This is a genomic window from Vreelandella subglaciescola (genome assembly GCF_900142895.1).
Taxonomy (GTDB): Bacteria; Pseudomonadota; Gammaproteobacteria; order Pseudomonadales; family Halomonadaceae; genus Vreelandella; species Vreelandella subglaciescola.
In genome coordinates this window covers 2,450,602-2,468,215 of record NZ_LT670847.1, presented here as the reverse complement: position 1 = coordinate 2,468,215, position 17,614 = coordinate 2,450,602, and the positions used below count along the sequence as shown (strand labels likewise).

At 62.7% G+C, this 17,614-nt stretch carries 11 protein-coding genes; 5 read left to right on the top strand and 6 right to left on the bottom strand.

The annotated features are described in order from the left end of the window. Positions 1–75 precede the first annotated feature (75 nt). From B5495_RS11490 to B5495_RS11480, 3 genes are all read right to left on the bottom strand, one after another. Positions 76–1,332: an ISL3 family transposase gene (locus B5495_RS11490; protein ID WP_079553872.1), complete on the bottom strand. Its 1,257-nt coding sequence runs from the start codon at positions 1,330–1,332 to the stop codon at positions 76–78. A 118-nt stretch (positions 1,333–1,450) separates the two neighbouring features. Then, a complete protein-coding gene (gene radD / locus B5495_RS11485; RefSeq protein WP_079553870.1) occupies positions 1,451–3,253 on the bottom strand; it encodes a DNA repair helicase RadD in 1,803 nt (600 codons plus the stop codon). Positions 3,254–3,298: 45 nt separating this feature from the next. After that, positions 3,299–3,823, bottom strand: coding sequence for an AmiS/UreI family transporter (locus B5495_RS11480; RefSeq protein WP_079553868.1), 525 nt, complete (start codon positions 3,821–3,823; stop codon positions 3,299–3,301). Positions 3,824–4,114: 291 nt separating this feature from the next. Between B5495_RS11480 and B5495_RS11475 the strand changes: the two genes are divergently transcribed. Beyond that, positions 4,115–5,122, top strand: a complete 1,008-nt coding sequence (locus B5495_RS11475) for a lipoate--protein ligase (RefSeq protein ID WP_079553866.1) — start codon at positions 4,115–4,117, stop codon at positions 5,120–5,122. A 239-nt stretch (positions 5,123–5,361) separates the two neighbouring features. Here B5495_RS11475 and purL read toward each other — a convergent pair whose 3' ends face one another. Continuing rightward, positions 5,362–9,318, bottom strand: coding sequence for a phosphoribosylformylglycinamidine synthase (gene purL / locus B5495_RS11470; protein ID WP_079553864.1), 3,957 nt, complete (start codon positions 9,316–9,318; stop codon positions 5,362–5,364). Between the two features lie 154 nt (positions 9,319–9,472). On the opposite strand from purL, the gene mltF reads away from it, so the two are divergent. Both mltF and B5495_RS11460 read left to right on the top strand, forming a co-directional pair. After that, positions 9,473–10,945 carry a membrane-bound lytic murein transglycosylase MltF gene (gene mltF, locus B5495_RS11465; protein ID WP_079553862.1) on the top strand — a complete coding sequence of 491 codons (1,473 nt, stop codon included), beginning with the start codon at positions 9,473–9,475 and terminating at the stop codon, positions 10,943–10,945. Positions 10,946–10,957: 12 nt separating this feature from the next. Then, positions 10,958–12,925 (top strand): sensor domain-containing diguanylate cyclase, encoded by a 1,968-nt coding sequence (locus tag B5495_RS11460; protein WP_079553861.1) that lies wholly within the window; start codon positions 10,958–10,960, stop codon positions 12,923–12,925. Here B5495_RS11460 and tadA read toward each other — a convergent pair. After that, complete coding sequence (gene tadA, locus B5495_RS11455; RefSeq protein ID WP_079553859.1) at positions 12,914–13,381, bottom strand: tRNA adenosine(34) deaminase TadA; 468 nt, start codon at positions 13,379–13,381, stop codon at positions 12,914–12,916. The two genes, B5495_RS11460 and tadA, sit on opposite strands and share 12 nt — an antisense overlap. A 59-nt stretch (positions 13,382–13,440) precedes the next feature. Here tadA and B5495_RS11450 point away from each other — a divergent pair, with 59 nt between their 5' ends. Both B5495_RS11450 and B5495_RS11445 read left to right on the top strand, forming a co-directional pair. Then, a complete protein-coding gene (locus B5495_RS11450) occupies positions 13,441–14,295 on the top strand; it encodes an acyl-CoA thioesterase (protein ID WP_231897181.1) in 855 nt (284 codons plus the stop codon). Between the two features lie 78 nt (positions 14,296–14,373). Then, positions 14,374–15,792, top strand: a complete 1,419-nt coding sequence (locus B5495_RS11445; RefSeq protein ID WP_079550240.1) for an IS1380 family transposase — start codon at positions 14,374–14,376, stop codon at positions 15,790–15,792. Between the two features lie 340 nt (positions 15,793–16,132). On the opposite strand, the gene B5495_RS11440 is transcribed toward B5495_RS11445, so the two are convergent. Continuing rightward, positions 16,133–17,404 carry a malic enzyme-like NAD(P)-binding protein gene (locus tag B5495_RS11440; RefSeq protein WP_079553857.1) on the bottom strand — a complete coding sequence of 424 codons (1,272 nt, stop codon included), beginning with the start codon at positions 17,402–17,404 and terminating at the stop codon, positions 16,133–16,135. Positions 17,405–17,614: the final 210 nt, after the last annotated feature.

Genomic DNA, 17,614 nt, shown 5'->3' with positions numbered 1-17,614 from the left:
AGTGGCCACTGCGCGTGTCTTCGCATGCTGCCTGGTGGCGGCCTTGGGGTTGAATATTTAAGGCTCTTCGACGTTTCATGTGGATTTGGCCTGATCCAGCATGCTGCCCACAGGGCTGCCAATCAGGTAGATCATGGTGATGAAAGTGCTCTCGTTTCGGTAGCCGCGAGCGCGTGATCGGGCCGCTTGAAACAGGCTATTCATCCCTTCCAACCGTGCGTTGGTCAGGCCCGATAACCAGCGGCGGATAACGCGGTCGGTATGCCGTTCCAGGGTATTCAGCGCCTTATTCATCGGAGACAGCAGGCCCTTGCCAGCGATCGCCTCTCGGGCAAAATTGAGGAAGCGCGTGATTCGCCAGCGAGCCCCGCGAAGCGTGGGTGCCTGCTGAATCCAGCGCAGTTTCTCTTTGATGATCCAAGCGTCGGCCGTGGCGCTCTGGTCGGCCATCAGTTCCTGCAGCGCAGCGATTTGATTAGCCGTTAAGTTGCCGGCGTCGGCATTGCGCAAGACAGCCCAGCGTAAGTGCTTGGGGGGTTCCTGCTCGCGCCGCTCACGCTTTCTGACGTCATCAAGGGCGCGCGTGAAGATCTGCACGATATGAAACCAGTCGACGGTGACCTCGGCCTTGGGCAGGTGCTCTTCCACGCCTTTGAGGAAGGCTGGCGACATATCGCAGACCACTTCCTGAACGGCCTGAGGGTCGCCCTGATGTGCAGCCAAAAACTCGCTGAAGGCCTTGACGGTGGCCTTGCCACGGCCGGGTATCGCGAAGACAACCGGCTCGCTCTTGCGCTGCATATCCAGAAATACGGTGACGTAGCGATGGCCGCGCTTGGCGGCGGTTTCATCAAGCCCCACGGCCTTAACCTGAGAGAGGTCAAGTTGGTCGAGCATGCACCCGACATAGTGATGCACGATACGCCATAACCGCTTGTCGGTGATCTCTATCAGGCGAGCGGCGGCGAGCACCGGCATCTCCCTGACCAGAGCCATGGCGGCCTGCTCAAACAACAGGGTGAAATCGCTACCGGGGCGGGCCCAGGGGACCTCGATCCGCTTAATGCCGTGCGTGGGGCACTTGGTGCGCGGCACTCGCGCATGCAGATAGCAGTGATGTTGAAAGAAGTTCAGGTGCCGCCAGGTCTTGTCGGCAAAATCATGCGCCGGGCAAGCGTCACCACACTCGGGGCAAGGGTAAAGGCTGCCACGTTCTGCCTCGACGGTGAGGTTCAAGCGGTGAGGTGACACGGCGGTATCCAGGTGCTGCTCCTTGAGAATCCAGGGCGCTTCAAGGCCCAGGCCGAGGGTCAGAATCTTAGTGCCATCCATGTCATATTTCCTGTCGTTGTGGAGGCCATATTTTGGCCTAATTTAGGGGGCGAATTCCACACCTAACGACGAAGAGCCATATTTAACGGCATATTACCAGCAAATCGCCTCCGGGCGGCTATCCGGCATCGGCGGCCCGGCGATAGCGCCCGGCGTAATCAAACAGCTTTTCATGGACCTTGAAGTGCCGCCCGATTTGACGCCCCACGACAAAATCGGGGGAGCGCAGGCGCTCGCGCCCGGCGACTACCTCAGCGGGCGTTGCCGGCTGCCACGGGATGCCCGGCGCGCGCAGGTGGCGGCGCAAAAACACGGCGTCAAAGGCGCGCCGCTGGGCGGCAGTTTCAAGCGCGAACCATTCGGCGAGCGTGGCGCCGTCTTCATCGTGGTAGGTCACTTTCAGCCGCGGCAATCCACGACCGTTGGGAGTTGCCTCAAGCTGCATGCCGCTGACGCGCAGCACCCGGGCATCCTTGAGCTTGAGCGCGTCCTTGAGCTTGTCATCGGCGTCGACCAGCAGCGTGTTGCAGCCGTTGCAGTGGCGCGCGGCAATGTCGTTTTCTGCGCCGCAGCCGTCGCACACCTTGAAGCGAAAACGAAAGCTGCACTGTCGCTGTTTACCGGCGTCTTCCACCAGCCCGTGGCAGCGCCGGCCGTAGTGCTCGATGAGCAGCTCGCCGTCGTACTTGCCCCAAAACAGGTTGGCGTGCTCGCACTCGGGGCAGATGACCTGCACCGGCTCGCTATCGCTTGCCGGGCGCGGCTCGCCGACTTCGGGCGCGTAGACGTCCCAGGGGTTGCCGGCGTAGTCGAGAATCAAACAGTCGTCTTTGCCCGGCGACAAGCGCAGCCCGCGGCCGATAATCTGCTGGTACAGGCTGGCGGATTCTGTCGGACGCAGAATCGCGATCACGTCCACATGGGGCGCATCAAAGCCGGTGGTCAGCACCGCGACGTTGACCAGGTATTTTATCTCACGCGCCTTGAACGCGCCGATTCGCTCGGCGCGTTCATCGGCTTCGGTAGCGCCGGTAATCAGCGCCGCTTCGTTGGCCGGCAGGTAGCCGAGGACCTCTTCGGCGTGGGCCACGGTGGCGGCAAAAACCATCACGCCCTGCCGCGTCTGCGCCTGCTCGATAATATCAGCAACGATGCCCGGCGTAGCCCGATTGGCCGCCACCACGCGGTTGAGCGCATCGTCGCTGAAATAGCCGCTGTCGGTGGGCGCCAGCGCGGCAAAGTCGTAGCGTTCCACCGCCATGTCGCGCCGCTCGGGTGCTGCCAGATAGCCCTGCTTGACCATCAGCCGCAGCGGCTGCTCGAACACGCAGTCGCAGAAAAAGCAGGCGTCATCGCCGCGCACCATGCCGTGGTAGTGGCGGTGATAAATAAACCCCTGCCCCAGCCGATACGGCGTGGCGGTCAGCCCGAGAATCTTGAGCGCCGGGTTCTGCACGCGCAAATGATCGATGACCTGACGATAGCTGGCGTTTTCATCGGGCGAGACGCGGTGGCATTCGTCGATCACCAGCAGGGTGAAGTTGGCATCACGAAAGCGCTCGGGGCTGCGCACCACCGACTGCACCGAGCCAAACACCACCTGCCGGCCGGCCTCTTTGCGCTTGAGGCCGGCACTGAAAATATCCGCGGTGAGGCCGTAGGCCTGATACTTGGCGTGGTTTTGCTCCACCAGCTCACGCACGTGGGCCAGCACCAGCACGCGGCCGCGGGCGAGGCGTGCCAGTTCGGCAATCACCAAGGATTTTCCGCTGCCGGTGGGCAGCACCACCACCGCGGGCTCGCTGGTGGTACGAAAATGCGTCACCACGCGTGACACCGCTTCGCGCTGGTAAGGGCGCAGGATGGCGGCGTTAGCGGCGGTATTACCGTGCGGGACAGGGGGCGTTCGGGCAGCAGTCATGTCGCATAGGATACCGCTGCCCGGCCAGCCGGTGCCAGCCGGCCGTCAAGCGCCCAGCGGCAGCAGGCCGTTGAGCAGCAGATAGCCCGGCACCCAGCCGGTGAACACGCCCAGCACCAGAGAGAGCCTGGCCATCCACGGCTGCATCCGCGGCCAGTGGCACAGCATCAGATAAAAGCCCAGCCAGAGGACGGCCCAGGCCAGCCAGTTCACGGTAGACCACCAGCCCCACAGGGTATCGGCGCGGGTCCACTGCAAGATGCCCGTGGGCAGCGCGGTGAGCGCCACAAACAGGCAGAAATACCCCAGCCCACGACCGTTGCAGCCGTTTCGCCGGTTAAAGGCGATCCACAGGTAGGTAAAGGCAAACAGCAGCGTCAGCGCGGCGTTGCGCACGCTGATGGCGTCGGCTTTTGGGCCAAAGGCCGCATAGGCGGCTACCGCCAGGCTGACACCGCCGGTAAAGTAGTTGATCACCTGAATTTCACGGTCTTCAATGCGGCCGGCCATCCACAGGCCGTTCAAAATCAATACCGCACCGACGTAAAACAGGCTGAGTCCTTCATGCATGATACAAGCTCCTGACACCGGCACCCGCGTACATGCCGGCGCCGCGGCCTTCTTATAAGCCCGCTCACTGCCCCGGGCAAGCGTTTTTATATGCCTTTTTACTCAGCAAAAAGTGCTACCGGCTATTAAGCCGCAAGACCGTCATACCCTAAGGCAAAAGCCCGTGTGACAGGCATCCAACGCCGGCCTCAGCCTGCAGCAATGCTAAACTGGCGCCATTGGCTGGCATGATATTGCACGCTGCAGGTTTCTCATTACGCTAAACGTTTTTTATTCCGCTGAGGGCTCCCCATGATCTATATCGACAACGAAGGCGTCACCGATCCCCACGTCAATCTGGCGATTGAGGAGCACTGCATTCGCCACCTGCCCGCCGGCGAGGACTACCTGCTGTTCTACATCAACGCGCCGTCGATCATCATCGGCCGCAACCAGAACACCCTGGAAGAAATCCACCAGGCGTATATCGACGAGCACGGCATTCATGTGGTGCGGCGGATTTCCGGCGGCGGCGCGGTGTATCACGATCACGGCAACCTCAACTTCAGCTTTCTGACCGACTTCTCCACCGACAAGCTGAACAATTTCAAGCAGTTCGCCACCCCCATCATCAAGGTGCTTAACGCCATGGGCGTAGCGGCAGAAATGAAGGGGCGCAACGACATCGTGGTGGGCGATAAAAAAATCTCCGGCAACGCCCAGTTTTCCTCGACCAAGCGCATGTTCAATCACGGCACCCTGCTGCTGGACTGCGATTTGCGCCAGGTGAATAAAGCGCTGGACGTGAAGATGACCAAAATCAAGTCCAAGGGGCATAAATCCGCCCGGGCGCGGGTAGCCAACATCGCCGAGTTTCTCGACGCGCCGCTAACGACCGAAGCGTTCAAGGAAAAAATCCTCGCCGGCATTTACCCCGAGGGCGCTGAGCGCAAAACCTACCGGCTGAGCGAAAAAGACTGGCAAGGTATCAATACCCTGGTGGACGAGAAGTACGGCCGCTGGGAGTGGAACTACGGCCGCTCGCCGGCGTTTGATATCCAGCGCACCCGGCACTTTACCGCGGGGATTATCGATTTTCGCCTCAAGGTGGAAAAAGGCGGCGCCATCGAAAACGTCAAGATTTACGGCGACTTTTTTGGCCAGCACCCGGTCAGCGATCTCGAGGATGCCCTGACCGGCGTGCGCTACGACAAGGACGATATTGAAGCCGCGCTGGAAGGCTTTGACCTCTACCCCTACTTCGGCGAGGTCGACCGCGCCGAGCTTATCGACATGATTTACGGGCCGGATGAGCGATAGCCGATCTACAATCAATTAGGAATATGCCATCGCGCGGCAGAGCCGCCCTCTTACAACGGCACGGGCAACACTCAGGTTGTGTAGGAGGCTGGCTCTGCCGGGCGAAAGCAGGCCGAAGGACTGCCGGGGTTTGGGGTAATGACAGAGAAAGAGTCTGGGCAGCCCTGACACAAAAAAAAAGCGCCCGCCAATATAGGCGGGCGCTTTTTACGCTTCAACGTTGGCTTGCGGCCAGAGGCTTAGCCCAACCACACTCGAGCATTGCGGAACATCCGCAGCCAGGCGCCGTCTTCGCGCCATTCCGGCGGGCGCCAGGAGTTGGTGATGGCGCGTGCCACGCGTTCGGGGTGCGGCATCATGATGGTGGCGCGCCCGTCCGGCGTGGTCAGGCCCGTCACGCCCGAGGCCGAGCCGTTGGGGTTGGCCGGATAGCGCGTGGTGACCTGCCCGTAGTGGTCGACGTAGCGCAGCGCAATTTGCCCGCCGGACTGCATCTGACGCAGGTGCGCGCTGTCGTCAAACTGCGCGCGGCCTTCGCCGTGAGCCACGGCAATGGGAAGCATGGAACCTTCCATGCCGTTGAGCAGTATGGATGACGTGTCTTCGACCCGCACCATGGCCACCCGAGCTTCAAACTGCTCGGATTCATTGCGCACAAAGCCCGGCCAGCTTTCCGCGCCGGGAATCAGCGTTTTCAGCTGCGAGAGCATCTGGCAGCCGTTGCACACCCCCAGTGAAAAGGTGTCGTCGCGCTGGAAGAAATCGGCAAACTGCTCGTGGGCGCGCGAATTGAACAGAATCGACTTCGCCCAGCCACCGCCGGCGCCCAGCACGTCGCCGTAAGAGAAGCCGCCGCAGGCCGCCAGCCCCTTGAACTCATCAAGTGTCACACGGCCTTCAAGAATATCGCTCATATGCACGTCAACGGCGTCAAAGCCGGCCTTGTCAAAGGCCCAGGCCATTTCTACCTGACCGTTGACGCCCTGCTCGCGCAGCACCGCCACGGCGGGCTTGGCGAGGTTGATAAACGGCGCGGTAATGTCTTCGTCGACGTCGAACGACGGCGCGGCGGACAGCCCCGGATCGCGGGCGTCGAGCAGGTTATCAAACTCGTTCTTGGCGCACTCGGGGTTATCGCGCAGCGCCTGCAGGCGGTAGCTGGTTTCGGCCCAGGTGCGCTGGGTGCGCTGGCGGGTGGTTTCCAGCAGCGGCTCTTCAAACAGCGTGACCCGCACCTGATCGTCGTAGCGCGGACGGGCGATAACGCCGCAGGTTTCAATCCCGGCCATGGCGAACTGGGTCAGCACTTCGGCGGTGTGCTCGCGGCTGACCTGAATCACCGCGCCGAGCTCTTCGGTAAACAGCGCGTTGACCGCGTCGACCGGCTGATCGACCAGCCAGTCGAGTTTGATCTCGAGCCCGGCGTGGGCGGCAAAGGCCATTTCCAGCAGCGTGACGATCAGCCCGCCGTCGCTGCGGTCGTGGTAGGCCAGCAGCTTGCCGTCGCGGTTGAGCCCCTGAATCACCTCGAAAAACGCCTTGATGTCTTCGGCGTCGTCAACGTCGGGACAGTCGTTGCCCAGCTGGCCGTATACCTGCGCCAGCGCCGAGCCGCCGAGGCGGTTTTGCCCGTCGCCCAGGTCGATAAGGATCAGGTCGGATTCGTCCTGATCGAGGTTGATCTGCGGGGTCAGCGTGGCCAGCGCGTCGGTCACCGGCGCAAAGCCCGTGATCGCCAGCGACAGCGGCGAGGTCACGCTTTTGTCGCGGGTCTCGCCGTTATCATCGGTTTCCTGCCAGGCGGTGCGCATGGACATCGAGTCCTTGCCCACGGGAATGGCGATCCCCAGCGCCGGGCACAGCTCCAGGCCCACGGCATGAACGGCATCGTAAAGCGCCTGATTTTCGCCCGGGTAGTCGGCAGCGCTCATCCAGTTGGCCGACAGCTTGATGTCAGACAGCCGGGCAATCGGCGCGCAGGCCAGGTTGGTAATCGCTTCGGCCACGGCCAGTCGTGCGCTGGCGGCGGGGTCAATCAGCGCCACCGGCGGGCGCTCGCCCACGGCCATGGCTTCACCGGCGTGGGTGTCAAAGCTCGCCGTGGTCACGGCGGCGTCGGCCACCGGCACCTGCCACGGGCCGACCATCTGGTCACGGGCCACCTGGCCGGTGATCGAGCGGTCGCCAATGGTGATCAAAAAGCTTTTGGAGGCCACCGCCGGCAGGCGCAGCACGCGATCGAGCGCTTCGCGCAGGTCGAGGTTATCGAGCATCATGCCCGACAGCGACGGCGTGTGGCGGTTGAATTCGCGCTGCATCTTCGGCGGCTTGCCAAACAGCACGCTCATCGGCAGGTCGATCGGCCGGCTGTCAAAGTGGCCATCGCTGACCTCAAGGTGATGCTCTTCCAGCGCCTCGCCGACCACGGCGTAGGGGCAGCGTTCGCGCCGACACAGCGCCTCGAAGGTGTCCAGGTCTTCGGCGGCGACCGCAAGCACGTAGCGCTCCTGCGACTCGTTGCACCAGATTTCCAGCGGGCTCATGCCCGGCTCGGCATTGGGCACGTCGCGCAGCGCAAAGCGCCCGCCGCGGCCGGCGTCTTTCACCAGCTCGGGCAAGGCGTTGGACAGCCCGCCGGCGCCCACGTCGTGAAGAAAGCGCAGGGGGTTTTGATCGCCCAGCGCCCAGCAGCGGTCGAGCACTTCCTGGGCGCGGCGTTCAATTTCGGGGTTTTCGCGCTGCACCGAGGCAAAGTCCAGATCGGCGCTGGAAAGACCCGACGCCATGCTCGAGGCCGCACCGCCGCCCAAACCGATCAGCATGGCCGGCCCGCCCATGACGATGAGCTTGCCGCCGACGGGGATTTCGCCCTTTTGCACGTGGTGGGCGCGGATGTTGCCGTAGCCGCCGGCAAGCATGATCGGCTTGTGGAACCCGCGCCGCTCGATGCCGTCGTCGCTGAGCACGTCCTGCTCGTAGGTACGGAAATAGCCGGTCAGATTGGGCCGGCCAAACTCGTTGTTGAACGCCGCGCCGCCGATGGGGCCGTCGAGCATGATCTGCAGTGCCGACTGCATGCGCTCGGGCTTGCCGTAGTCAAAGGTTTCCCACGGCTGAACAAATTCGGGAATGCGCAGGTTGGAGACGCTGAAACCCGACAGCCCCGCCTTGGGCTTGCCGCCAATGCCGGTGGCGCCTTCATCGCGAATCTCGCCGCCGGCGCCGGTGGCCGCCCCGGGATACGGCGCAATGGCCGTGGGGTGATTGTGGGTTTCCACCTTCATCAGGATGTGGATGGGTTCCTGATGCGCGGCGTAGCGCGCGGTTTCATCGCCGGCACCGGTCAGCGGCGTGGGGAAAAAGCGCCCTGCCTGGGAGCCCTTGATGACCGCGGCGTTGTCGCTATAGGCCGAGAGGACGTTATCCGGCGAGCTGGCAAAGGTGTTCTTGATCATCTTGAACAGCGTGTGCGGCTGCGCCACGCCGTCGATGGTCCAGTCGGCGTTGAAGATCTTGTGCCGGCAATGCTCGGAGTTGGCCTGGGCAAACATCATCAGCTCGACGTCGGTGGGGTTGCGCTCGAGTTCGCCAAACGCGTCCACCAGGTAGTCCACTTCGTCGTCGGCAAGCGCCAGCCCCAGCTCGCGGTTGGCCGTTGCCAGCGCCTCGCGGCCGCCGCCGAGCACGTCTACGCTGGCCAGCGATGCCGGCTCGCGACGGGTAAACAGCTTGACGGCGTCCGAGGCATCAAACAGCACGGTTTCCACCATGCGGTCGTGCAGCAGCGCGGTCAGCGTATTGAACGCGTCTTCATCCGGCGGCGAGCTGAACGTCACGCGGTAGTCGACGCCGCGCTCAATGCGCGCCACGTCGGCCAGCCCGCAGCCGTGGGCGATATCGGTCGCCTTGGACGACCACGGCGACTGGGTGCCCAGACGCGGCACCACCAGAAAGCGCTGGGCACCTTCCGGCGCGGCCGCTGTCTCTGCGGCCTGATTGCCATAGTCCAGCAGCGACGCGAGGCGCTCGTGAGCCGCGGGCGTCAGCGCCTCGCGCGAGTCATTAACGTGCACGTCGACAAAGTGAACGTAGTCGGCGGTCAGCGTCTTGACCTCGGCAACATGCTCACGCAGCACCTCTAACAGACGCGCATGGCGGAAGGCAGAAAGGGCGGGAGCGCCTCGCAGTTCGAGCATATCCAGAAGCCTCTAGAGCAGGGAAATTCGAGCAGGCCGCAACGCGGCAATTTCCGCCATGATACGGGAAAGCGCCGGCCACACGAAATCAGCCGGATGACAGCTCGCCCGCAGCTGAGTATCGTTAGGCCATGCTTAATGCCCACAACGCCCCATGCTGACGCTGGTTCGCCCACATTTTTCCGCCCGCGCCGGCGGCTTTTTCGCCTGCGTGGCCGTTGCGCTGCTGGTGATGCTGCCGACGTTTTCTCTGGTGCCCCCGGGCGCGCAGCTGAGCACCATACAGCAGCGCGGCTTTTTGACCGTGCATACGCGTTCTTCACCCACGATCTATTATCAGGGGCGGCGCGGCCCCACCGGGTTTGAATACGAACTGCTGCGCCGCTTTGCCGACCACCTCGGCGTTAGCCTCAACCTCGAGGCCGACCATCATCTGGACAGCGTACTGCCCGCCGTGCGTGAGCGCGGCGATCTGGGCGCGGCGGGGCTGGTCCTCACGCCGGACACCCCCGGCATCAGCTTTACCCGCCCGATCCTTGAGATGCAGCCGCTGCTGGTGTATCGCCGCGGGCTCAACGGCATCAACGGCCCGGAGGACCTGGCAGGGCTTGAGATAGGCACCCTGCGCGGTGCCGAAGATGCCGGCACGGCGGCCAGCCTGCGCGAGCTGCAAAAAACCTACCCCGAGCTTGGCTGGAAAGAGTCCGGCGAGCTCGAAGTCGCTGACCTGCTGGCACAGGTGGAAAACGACAGCCTGGATGCGGCGGTCATCTTCGCGCACCAATTTCGCGTCAACCGGCTGTTTTTCAAAAACGTCGAGCGCGGGTTTCTATTAGGCAAACCCAGCTCGATGGCCTGGGCGGTGCCCGCCCGACAAAGCCTCGGCTTTTTACAGCAGGCCAACCGCTTTCTCCGCGGCCTGCAGGAAAGCGGCGAACTGGCCCGGCTGGAGGAGCGCTATTTCGGTCACGATGATTATCTGGAATACGTCGGCACGCGCACGTTTCTAACGCAGCTGGATTCGCGGCTGCCACGCTATACGCCGCTTTTTCAGGAAGCCGCACGCCAGACCGGCTTTGACTGGCAGCTGCTGGCCGCAGTGGGCTATCAGGAATCGCACTGGGACCCCGCAGCCGTGTCGCCCACCGGGGTACGCGGGCTGATGATGCTGACCTTACCCACGGCCAAAGAAGTGGGCGTCACCAACCGCCGCAACCCCGCGCAAAGCATCGACGGCGGCTCCCGCTACCTGCGCAACCTTGAGGAGCGCCTGCCCGAGAGCATTACCGGCAGCGACCGCCTGTTTATGGCGCTTGCTTCCTATAACGTGGGCCTTGGGCACCTTTACGACGCCCGCGATATTGTCCGGATGCGCGACGGCGACCCTGACAGCTGGCGCGACGTGCGCCGCGCGCTGCCGCTTTTGCAGCAGAGCGAATGGCACGAAAAAACCCGCTACGGTTACGCGCGCGGCGGCGAGCCGGTGATCTATGTGCGCAACATCCGCCGCTACTATGAGATGCTCAAATACGTCGAACGCAGTCGTCAGCAGTTTTTTCAGCTGGACACAAACGAGCCACCGGGCGATTCGCTGCTGCCGTTTGATCTGGTACCGCCGCTTAACTGATGAGGGAACATCATGCCGCCACCGCTTGCCGGTCTTGTCGGGTCGCTTGGCCTAGCCCTCTGCGTTGCCATTATTGGCCTGACGCCGGGTGCCGACCTCACCACTGCGGCGCTGGCAGGTATTGCGCTGGCCCAATGGGCCATGCGTTGCGAGGCGACAAAAACGGCGCGGGCATTAGCGGGGCTGACGCTTGCCGCACTGCTCCCCGGCTTTTTAAGCTACGTCACACCTGAAACGCTGGTGACCACCCGTCAGTGGCTCGCGGGTGCTCAGGCGCTGACGCCCAGCGCGTCGCTGTCCAGCTGGCGACCACCGCTTCTGGCAACGCTCACGCTGATGCTGCTCGCGCTTATCCTGCTGCTGCGGCAACGCGCCTATCTGGGCGCCCCGGTGCTGCTCATCGGCGCGGCCCTGCTGCTCGTCGCGCAGCTGCTGGCGGCATTACTGCCTGCGCCGACTATACCGCTGCTACTGGTATCCCACATCGACGGCTTTGCCCTGCTCGCGCTTGCCGCGCTAGTGCTTGCCCAGCTGTTGCTGGCCCGCTCCTGGTGGCAAGGCCAGACTCGGCTTAATCGCTCGTTGTTGCCCGCCGGCGCCTTGATGCTGGTCACGCTGGCGCTGTGGCAGTATCAGCACCGCCACAGCGAAACCACGCTGTATGACGCCACGCAGAACGACGGCGCACGCCTTGCAGCCCGGCTGTCTGATGATATTCAAGGCCACCTTGAAGCCATGCGCCGGTTTGCGCATTCCTGGCAGCTATTAAACACCCCGCCCACTGATGAGCAGTGGCGCAGCCAGGCAGCGCGCCTGCACGACGGCGACTTCCGCTACCTGCTCAATATCGCCTTTGTCAGGCCAGACAGCCTGATTGCCTATGTATACCCCCGCAACCAGCTGAATCGTGACGTACTGGGCCAGCGCCTGTACGAGGTGCAAACGCAAAGCACCCATGCTCTGGAACAGGCGCTGGCCGGCAAACGCCAAACCAGCACCGACATCATCGAACTGCTACAGGGCGGACCGGGCATCATCTACTACCTGCCCGTCTACAACGCGGCTGAAAGGCCCGTCGGCGCCGCCGCCATGGCCATTAGCCTGCCGCTGCTCGCCGATACGCTCTTTGACGCCCTCGACCCCGACACCGCGCTCTTAAGCTGGCACGCCAACGGCCGCATACTCGCCCGCTTCGGCAATACCCGCCGCCAGGGCCCCTGGGCACACCACTATCGGCTGGATCTTTCCGGCCAGATGCTCGACGTGGTGCAAAGACCGCGCCGCGACTACCTGCTGGCAAAGCTTTCCCGATTACCCGCCATCAGCCTGACCATCGGGCTGATGCTGGCTTACCTGCTGTATATGGTGCTCTACACCTTCAAGCGCCTGGACGAGCAAAATCTCGCGTTCAGGAACAGCAACGCACTGCTGAAAACCGAAATTGAGGAACGCCGCCGCCTGCAGCATGAAATTGAATGGCTGGCCCGTCACGACGAACTCACCGGCATTGCCAACCGGCGCTACTTTCTGGAACTGGTGGAAGCTCAGCGCAACACGCGGCCTTTAAGTCTGGTCCTGTGCGACATTGATTATTTCAAGCGGGTCAACGACCAGCTCGGGCATTTGGTGGGCGATCACTATCTGGAAGCCATTGCCGGCATTGGCCAGGCCGTCATGGCAGAACACGACGGTTTTTTTGCCCGTTACGGCGGCGAGGAATTCATTGGCTGCATACCCGGCGCAGGCCAGACCCGTGCACGACACGTGGCCGAAACGCTGCGCCAGCGCGTGTATCAACGCGCCCTGCGCCATGCCGACGGCAACAGCGTCAGCTTGAGCGCCGGGCTGGTCACCCACACCACCGGCCCTCTTGACTTGCCACGGCTGATGCAGGCGGCCGACGAAGCCCTTTACCGGGCCAAGCAGCAGGGCAGAAACCGCATCGAGAATGCCGATATTGCCGGCGTCTCAGACGTCTGAGGCGTCACGTCGCGCGGCAAAAAACGCCTTTAGCAGGCGCTTGGAGGCCGGCGCCAGCACGCCGGAGGTGACCGCCACCCGATGGTTGAACCACGGCTGAGCCAGCAGGTTGGCCTTGGACTCCAGCATGCCGGTGCGCGGCTCGGCGGTACCGTACACCACGCGCTCAAGGCGCGCGTTTACCGCAGCACCCAAGCACATCATGCAAGGTTCAAGCGTCACATACAGCGTGCAGCCATCAAGCCGATAATTGCCCAATGCGCGCCCTGCTGCGCGCAGCGCCTGCACCTCGGCGTGAGCGCAGGGATCATGCTCGACCACCGGCGCGTTATGCGCCGCGGCAATCACCTCGCCCGCGGCACCCACCACCACCGCTCCCACCGGCACTTCGCCGGCGGTAAAGGCCAAATGCGCCTGATCCAGAGCGCGGTGCATATAATATTCATCGCTGCGCATGGCGCGTAAACTCCGTTAAAATGACCAAACGTCCGTATGATAGCGCAAGGAGTTGATGCATGAACGATGAGCCCATGACCGGTAACGATGCCCTCGGCCGGCTGGTGGCGCTGCTTGACCTTGAGCCGCTGGAAGACACGCTGTTTCGCGGCCAGAGCCAGGACCTGGGCCTGCCCCAACTGTACGGCGGCCAGGTACTCGGCCAGGCACTTGCCGCGGCCACCAACACCGTCCCCGAGGATCGCCGCCCGCATTCCCAGCACGGCTATTTTTTGCGCCCGGGCGACCCGCATCGACCGGTGGTGTATCAGGTGGACAAAGTACGCGACGGCGGCAGCTTTACCACCCGCCGCGTCACCGCCATTCAAAAAGGCCGGCCGATTTTTTTCTGCAGCGCATCGTTTCAGATAGCCGAACAAAGCCCGCTGCATCATCAAGCGCCGATGCCCGATGTGCCCAGCCCCGAAGTGCTGTTGGAAAAAAACGGCGCGGCCCGGCATGCACACACCAAAGGTCACCCCAGCCGCTTCCTTTTGCTGCCCCAGCAAGCGGACGACAACCAGCCCGCCAGGCGCTGTTTGTGGTTCCGTTTTGACGGCACCCTGCCAGACGCGCCGGCGCTGCACCGTCATCTTTTGTCGTATGCCTCGGACTTCAATCTGTTGACCACCGCGCTGGTGCCCCACGGCGTTGCCTTCACCGATCCCCGGCTGCAGATCGCCAGCCTCGATCACGCCCTCTGGCTCCACGATGACGCCCGCCTGGACGACTGGCTGCTGTACGTTATCGAATCACCGTGGGCGGGCAACGCACGCGGGCTGGCCCAGGGGCATATTTACCGCCGCGACGGCCGGCTGGTGGCCTCTACCGCGCAGGAAGGGCTCACGCGCCTGCACAGCGCGCCCGTTCGCTAAGCCATGCGTTAACCCCGCCTTATTCACCGGGCTGAGACAGAAAAGAAGATGGCGAGCAGTTTCTCTTGTAGAATCAATATGTTCCTAACCGAACTTGACTCAAGAGGACCACTCGCCATGGGTGAAAGCCTATCCCCCTGGACCCCGTCATGCAACGGGTCCATCCGCGTCGAGCTCAGCGGCCATCGCACCACCAGCGACAGCGGTGCTTTGCTGTTGCGTGAAGCCCTCGACAACAGCGGCATGATCGATGCGCTGGACGACCATCTGGTCGATCATCGCGACCCGGATCGCGTCCGCCACTCGTTAGCCAGCCAGCTGCGTACCCTGGTGCTGCAGCGTTCGATGGGCTGGATCGACCTCAGCGATACCGACACGCTCCGCCGTGACCCGCTCTGGCAGCTAGCCTGCAGTGATGCCCGCGGGACAACGCCGTTGGCTCAGGACCGGCCATCTCAAGCGACGCTGTCGCGGCTGCTGACGTGCCTGGGCCGCGACGACAATATCGATACCGTGCATGAGGGCCTGCTGCGGCTGGCGGTCTGGCGACTGACCTCGCTGGACGGCGGCGAACGCCCCGAGCATCTGACGCTGGACATCGACGGCTTGCCGATCGACGTCCACGGCCACCAGGGCGGTTCGGCGTTTCATGGACTTTACGGGGCCAGAATCTACTCGCCTTTGGTGGCCTCGCTGGCAGAGACCGGCGACATGGTGGGCGGTCTGCTGCGTGAAGGTAACGCCGGCCCAGCCGAGAATGCCGATACCTGGATCCCACATCTGGTGCGGCGACTCAACGAGAGCACCGGGGCCAAGGTCAAGGTACGCATCGACGCGGGTTTCACCGACAACGACACGCTTGAGGCGCTGGAAGATCGCGACATCGAGTATCTGGGCCGGTTGCGCAGTCATACGGGCCTGCAGACACTGGCAGCGCCACATCTGAAGCGGCCACGCGGCCGGCCCCCCGAGCAACCTCGGGAATGGTGCCATGACCTGGCGTACCAAGCCGGTACCTGGCCGGCGCCGCGGCGCGTGGTGCTGGTGGTACAAGAGCGGCCCGATGATCTGCTGCTGCATGCCTTCTTTTTGGTCACCAACCTCGGCAAGTTCAACTGGCCGCCGGAAAAGGTCCTGGCGCTTTATCGCAAGCGCGGCAGCGCCGAAGCCCACATGGGCGAGGTGAAGTCGGCGCTCGACCTGCATCTCTCCTCGACTGATCGCGGTGTCTCCACCGTCCAGGACGTCATGGCCCGCAACGAGGTAAACCTGCTGCTGACTCTCTGCGCTTATCAGGTGCTACACGGGCTGCGTTGCCTGTTGGAACGACAGACCCGGCAGGGCTGGAGCCTGAAGCGGATGCGCGAGCAGGTGCTTAAGGTGGCCGCCACGCTGACAGTGCACGCCCGGCGCATCACCGTGCACCTCGGCGATGCCGCCGATAAATGGTGGCCATCTTTACTGAAAGGGTTGCCGCGGCTGACGGCATTGACCTGACACGTCGCATTACTCAGCCTTTTCCAGCAGACAAAACGGCCACTATGGAGGCCGACGACCACGGCTGCGCCGTCACTCGAAACCAATGAACTTCAGTTATAAATATCACGGCATTGATACGATAAAGCTATGTGCTAATCGGCTACTCAGCGACCGTATGACATAAAAGCCGGTCGGTCCCGGTCACCACGGGACGTAAAACGCTCGTTCGGCGTCCTGATGAATAAGGCGGGCTCACGTATCCGTTCAACCACGGCACCGCAGGTACGAGACAAAAACGCCAGCGCCCGCAGTAAGCGGGCGCTGGCGTCAGGCAGTTGCGTGCCGGAACGGCGTGCGTTTACTCGCCGTAAACGTCACCAATGGACTTCAGCGGGTAGTGCGCGGGGTACGGCTTGCGCGCTACACCGGAATCCACCGCGGCACGGGCAACGGCCGCCGACACGCGATCCAGCAGGCGGATATCCACCGGCGTGGGGATGATGTACTCACTGCCGAAGCTCATTTCGTCACGCTCGTAGGCGTCGAGCACTTCCTGAGGCACCGGCTCGCGGGCCAGATCGGCAATGGCGTGAACCGCCGCGACCTTCATTTCCTCGTTGATCGCCGTGGCGCGCACGTCCAGCGCCCCGCGGAAGATGAACGGGAAGCCCAGCACGTTGTTGACCTGGTTGGGGTAGTCAGAGCGGCCCGTTGCCATGATCACATCCGGACGTGCTTCGCGCGCGTCGTGCGGATTAATCTCGGGATCCGGGTTGGAGCAGGCAAACACCACCGGGGTATCAGCCATTTTGCTCAGCTGCTCTTTGGACAGCAGGTTGGGGCCCGACAGGCCGACAAAGACGTCGGCGCCGTCGATAGCGTCGTCGAGTGTGCGCTTGTCGGTCTCGGTGGCAAACAGCGCCTTGTACTCGTTGAGATCGTCACGGCCGCTGTGGATAACGCCCTTGCGGTCGAGCATGAAGATGTTTTCCCGGCGTGCGCCGCAGGAAATCAGCAGGTTCATGCAGGCAATCGCCGCGGAACCGGCACCCAGGCAAACCACGCGGGCATCTTCGATGGGCTTGTTGGCAATGTTCAGCGCGTTGAGCATGCCGGCAGCCGTCACAATCGCGGTGCCGTGCTGGTCATCGTGGAAGACCGGGATGTTGCAGCGCTTGATCAGCTCGCGCTCGATCTCGAAGCACTCCGGCGCCTTGATGTCTTCCAGGTTGATGCCGCCCCAGGTATCAGCAATGTTGGCCACGGTATCGATGAACGTCTGCGCGTCTTCGGTATCGACCTCAATGTCCACCGAATTGACGCCGGCAAAGCGCTTGAACAGCACGCCCTTGCCTTCCATGACCGGCTTGCTCGCCAGTGCGCCGAGATTACCCAGGCCGAGAATCGCGGTGCCGTTGGAAATAACCGCCACCAGGTTGCCCTTGCCGGTATAGCGGTAAGCGTTTTCTACATCTTTGGCGATTTCACGCACAGGTTCTGCCACGCCCGGGCTATAAGCCAGCGCCAGATCGCGTGCGGTAGCGGTCGGTTTGGTGAGTTCTACCGAGAGCTTGCCGGGGATCGGTTTGGCATGATAATCCAAAGCAGCCTGCTTAAATGCATCCGTCATGGTCAGAGTCCAGTTCAGCGTTGAAAAATGGGAAGGCTTTCCAGAATATAGAAAAACCCGAGACGCCTCAAGCGCCTTGATCGCGCTTTGACGTAAAGCTCATTTCAGTCTTTTTATGTAGATTTTAACGACTTTTAGCGGCAAAAACGCCTTATTCCAGCTCTTTAAACCGATTAAAAGCAGCGAGTGCGGCGCCCGCAGCGCTATTTT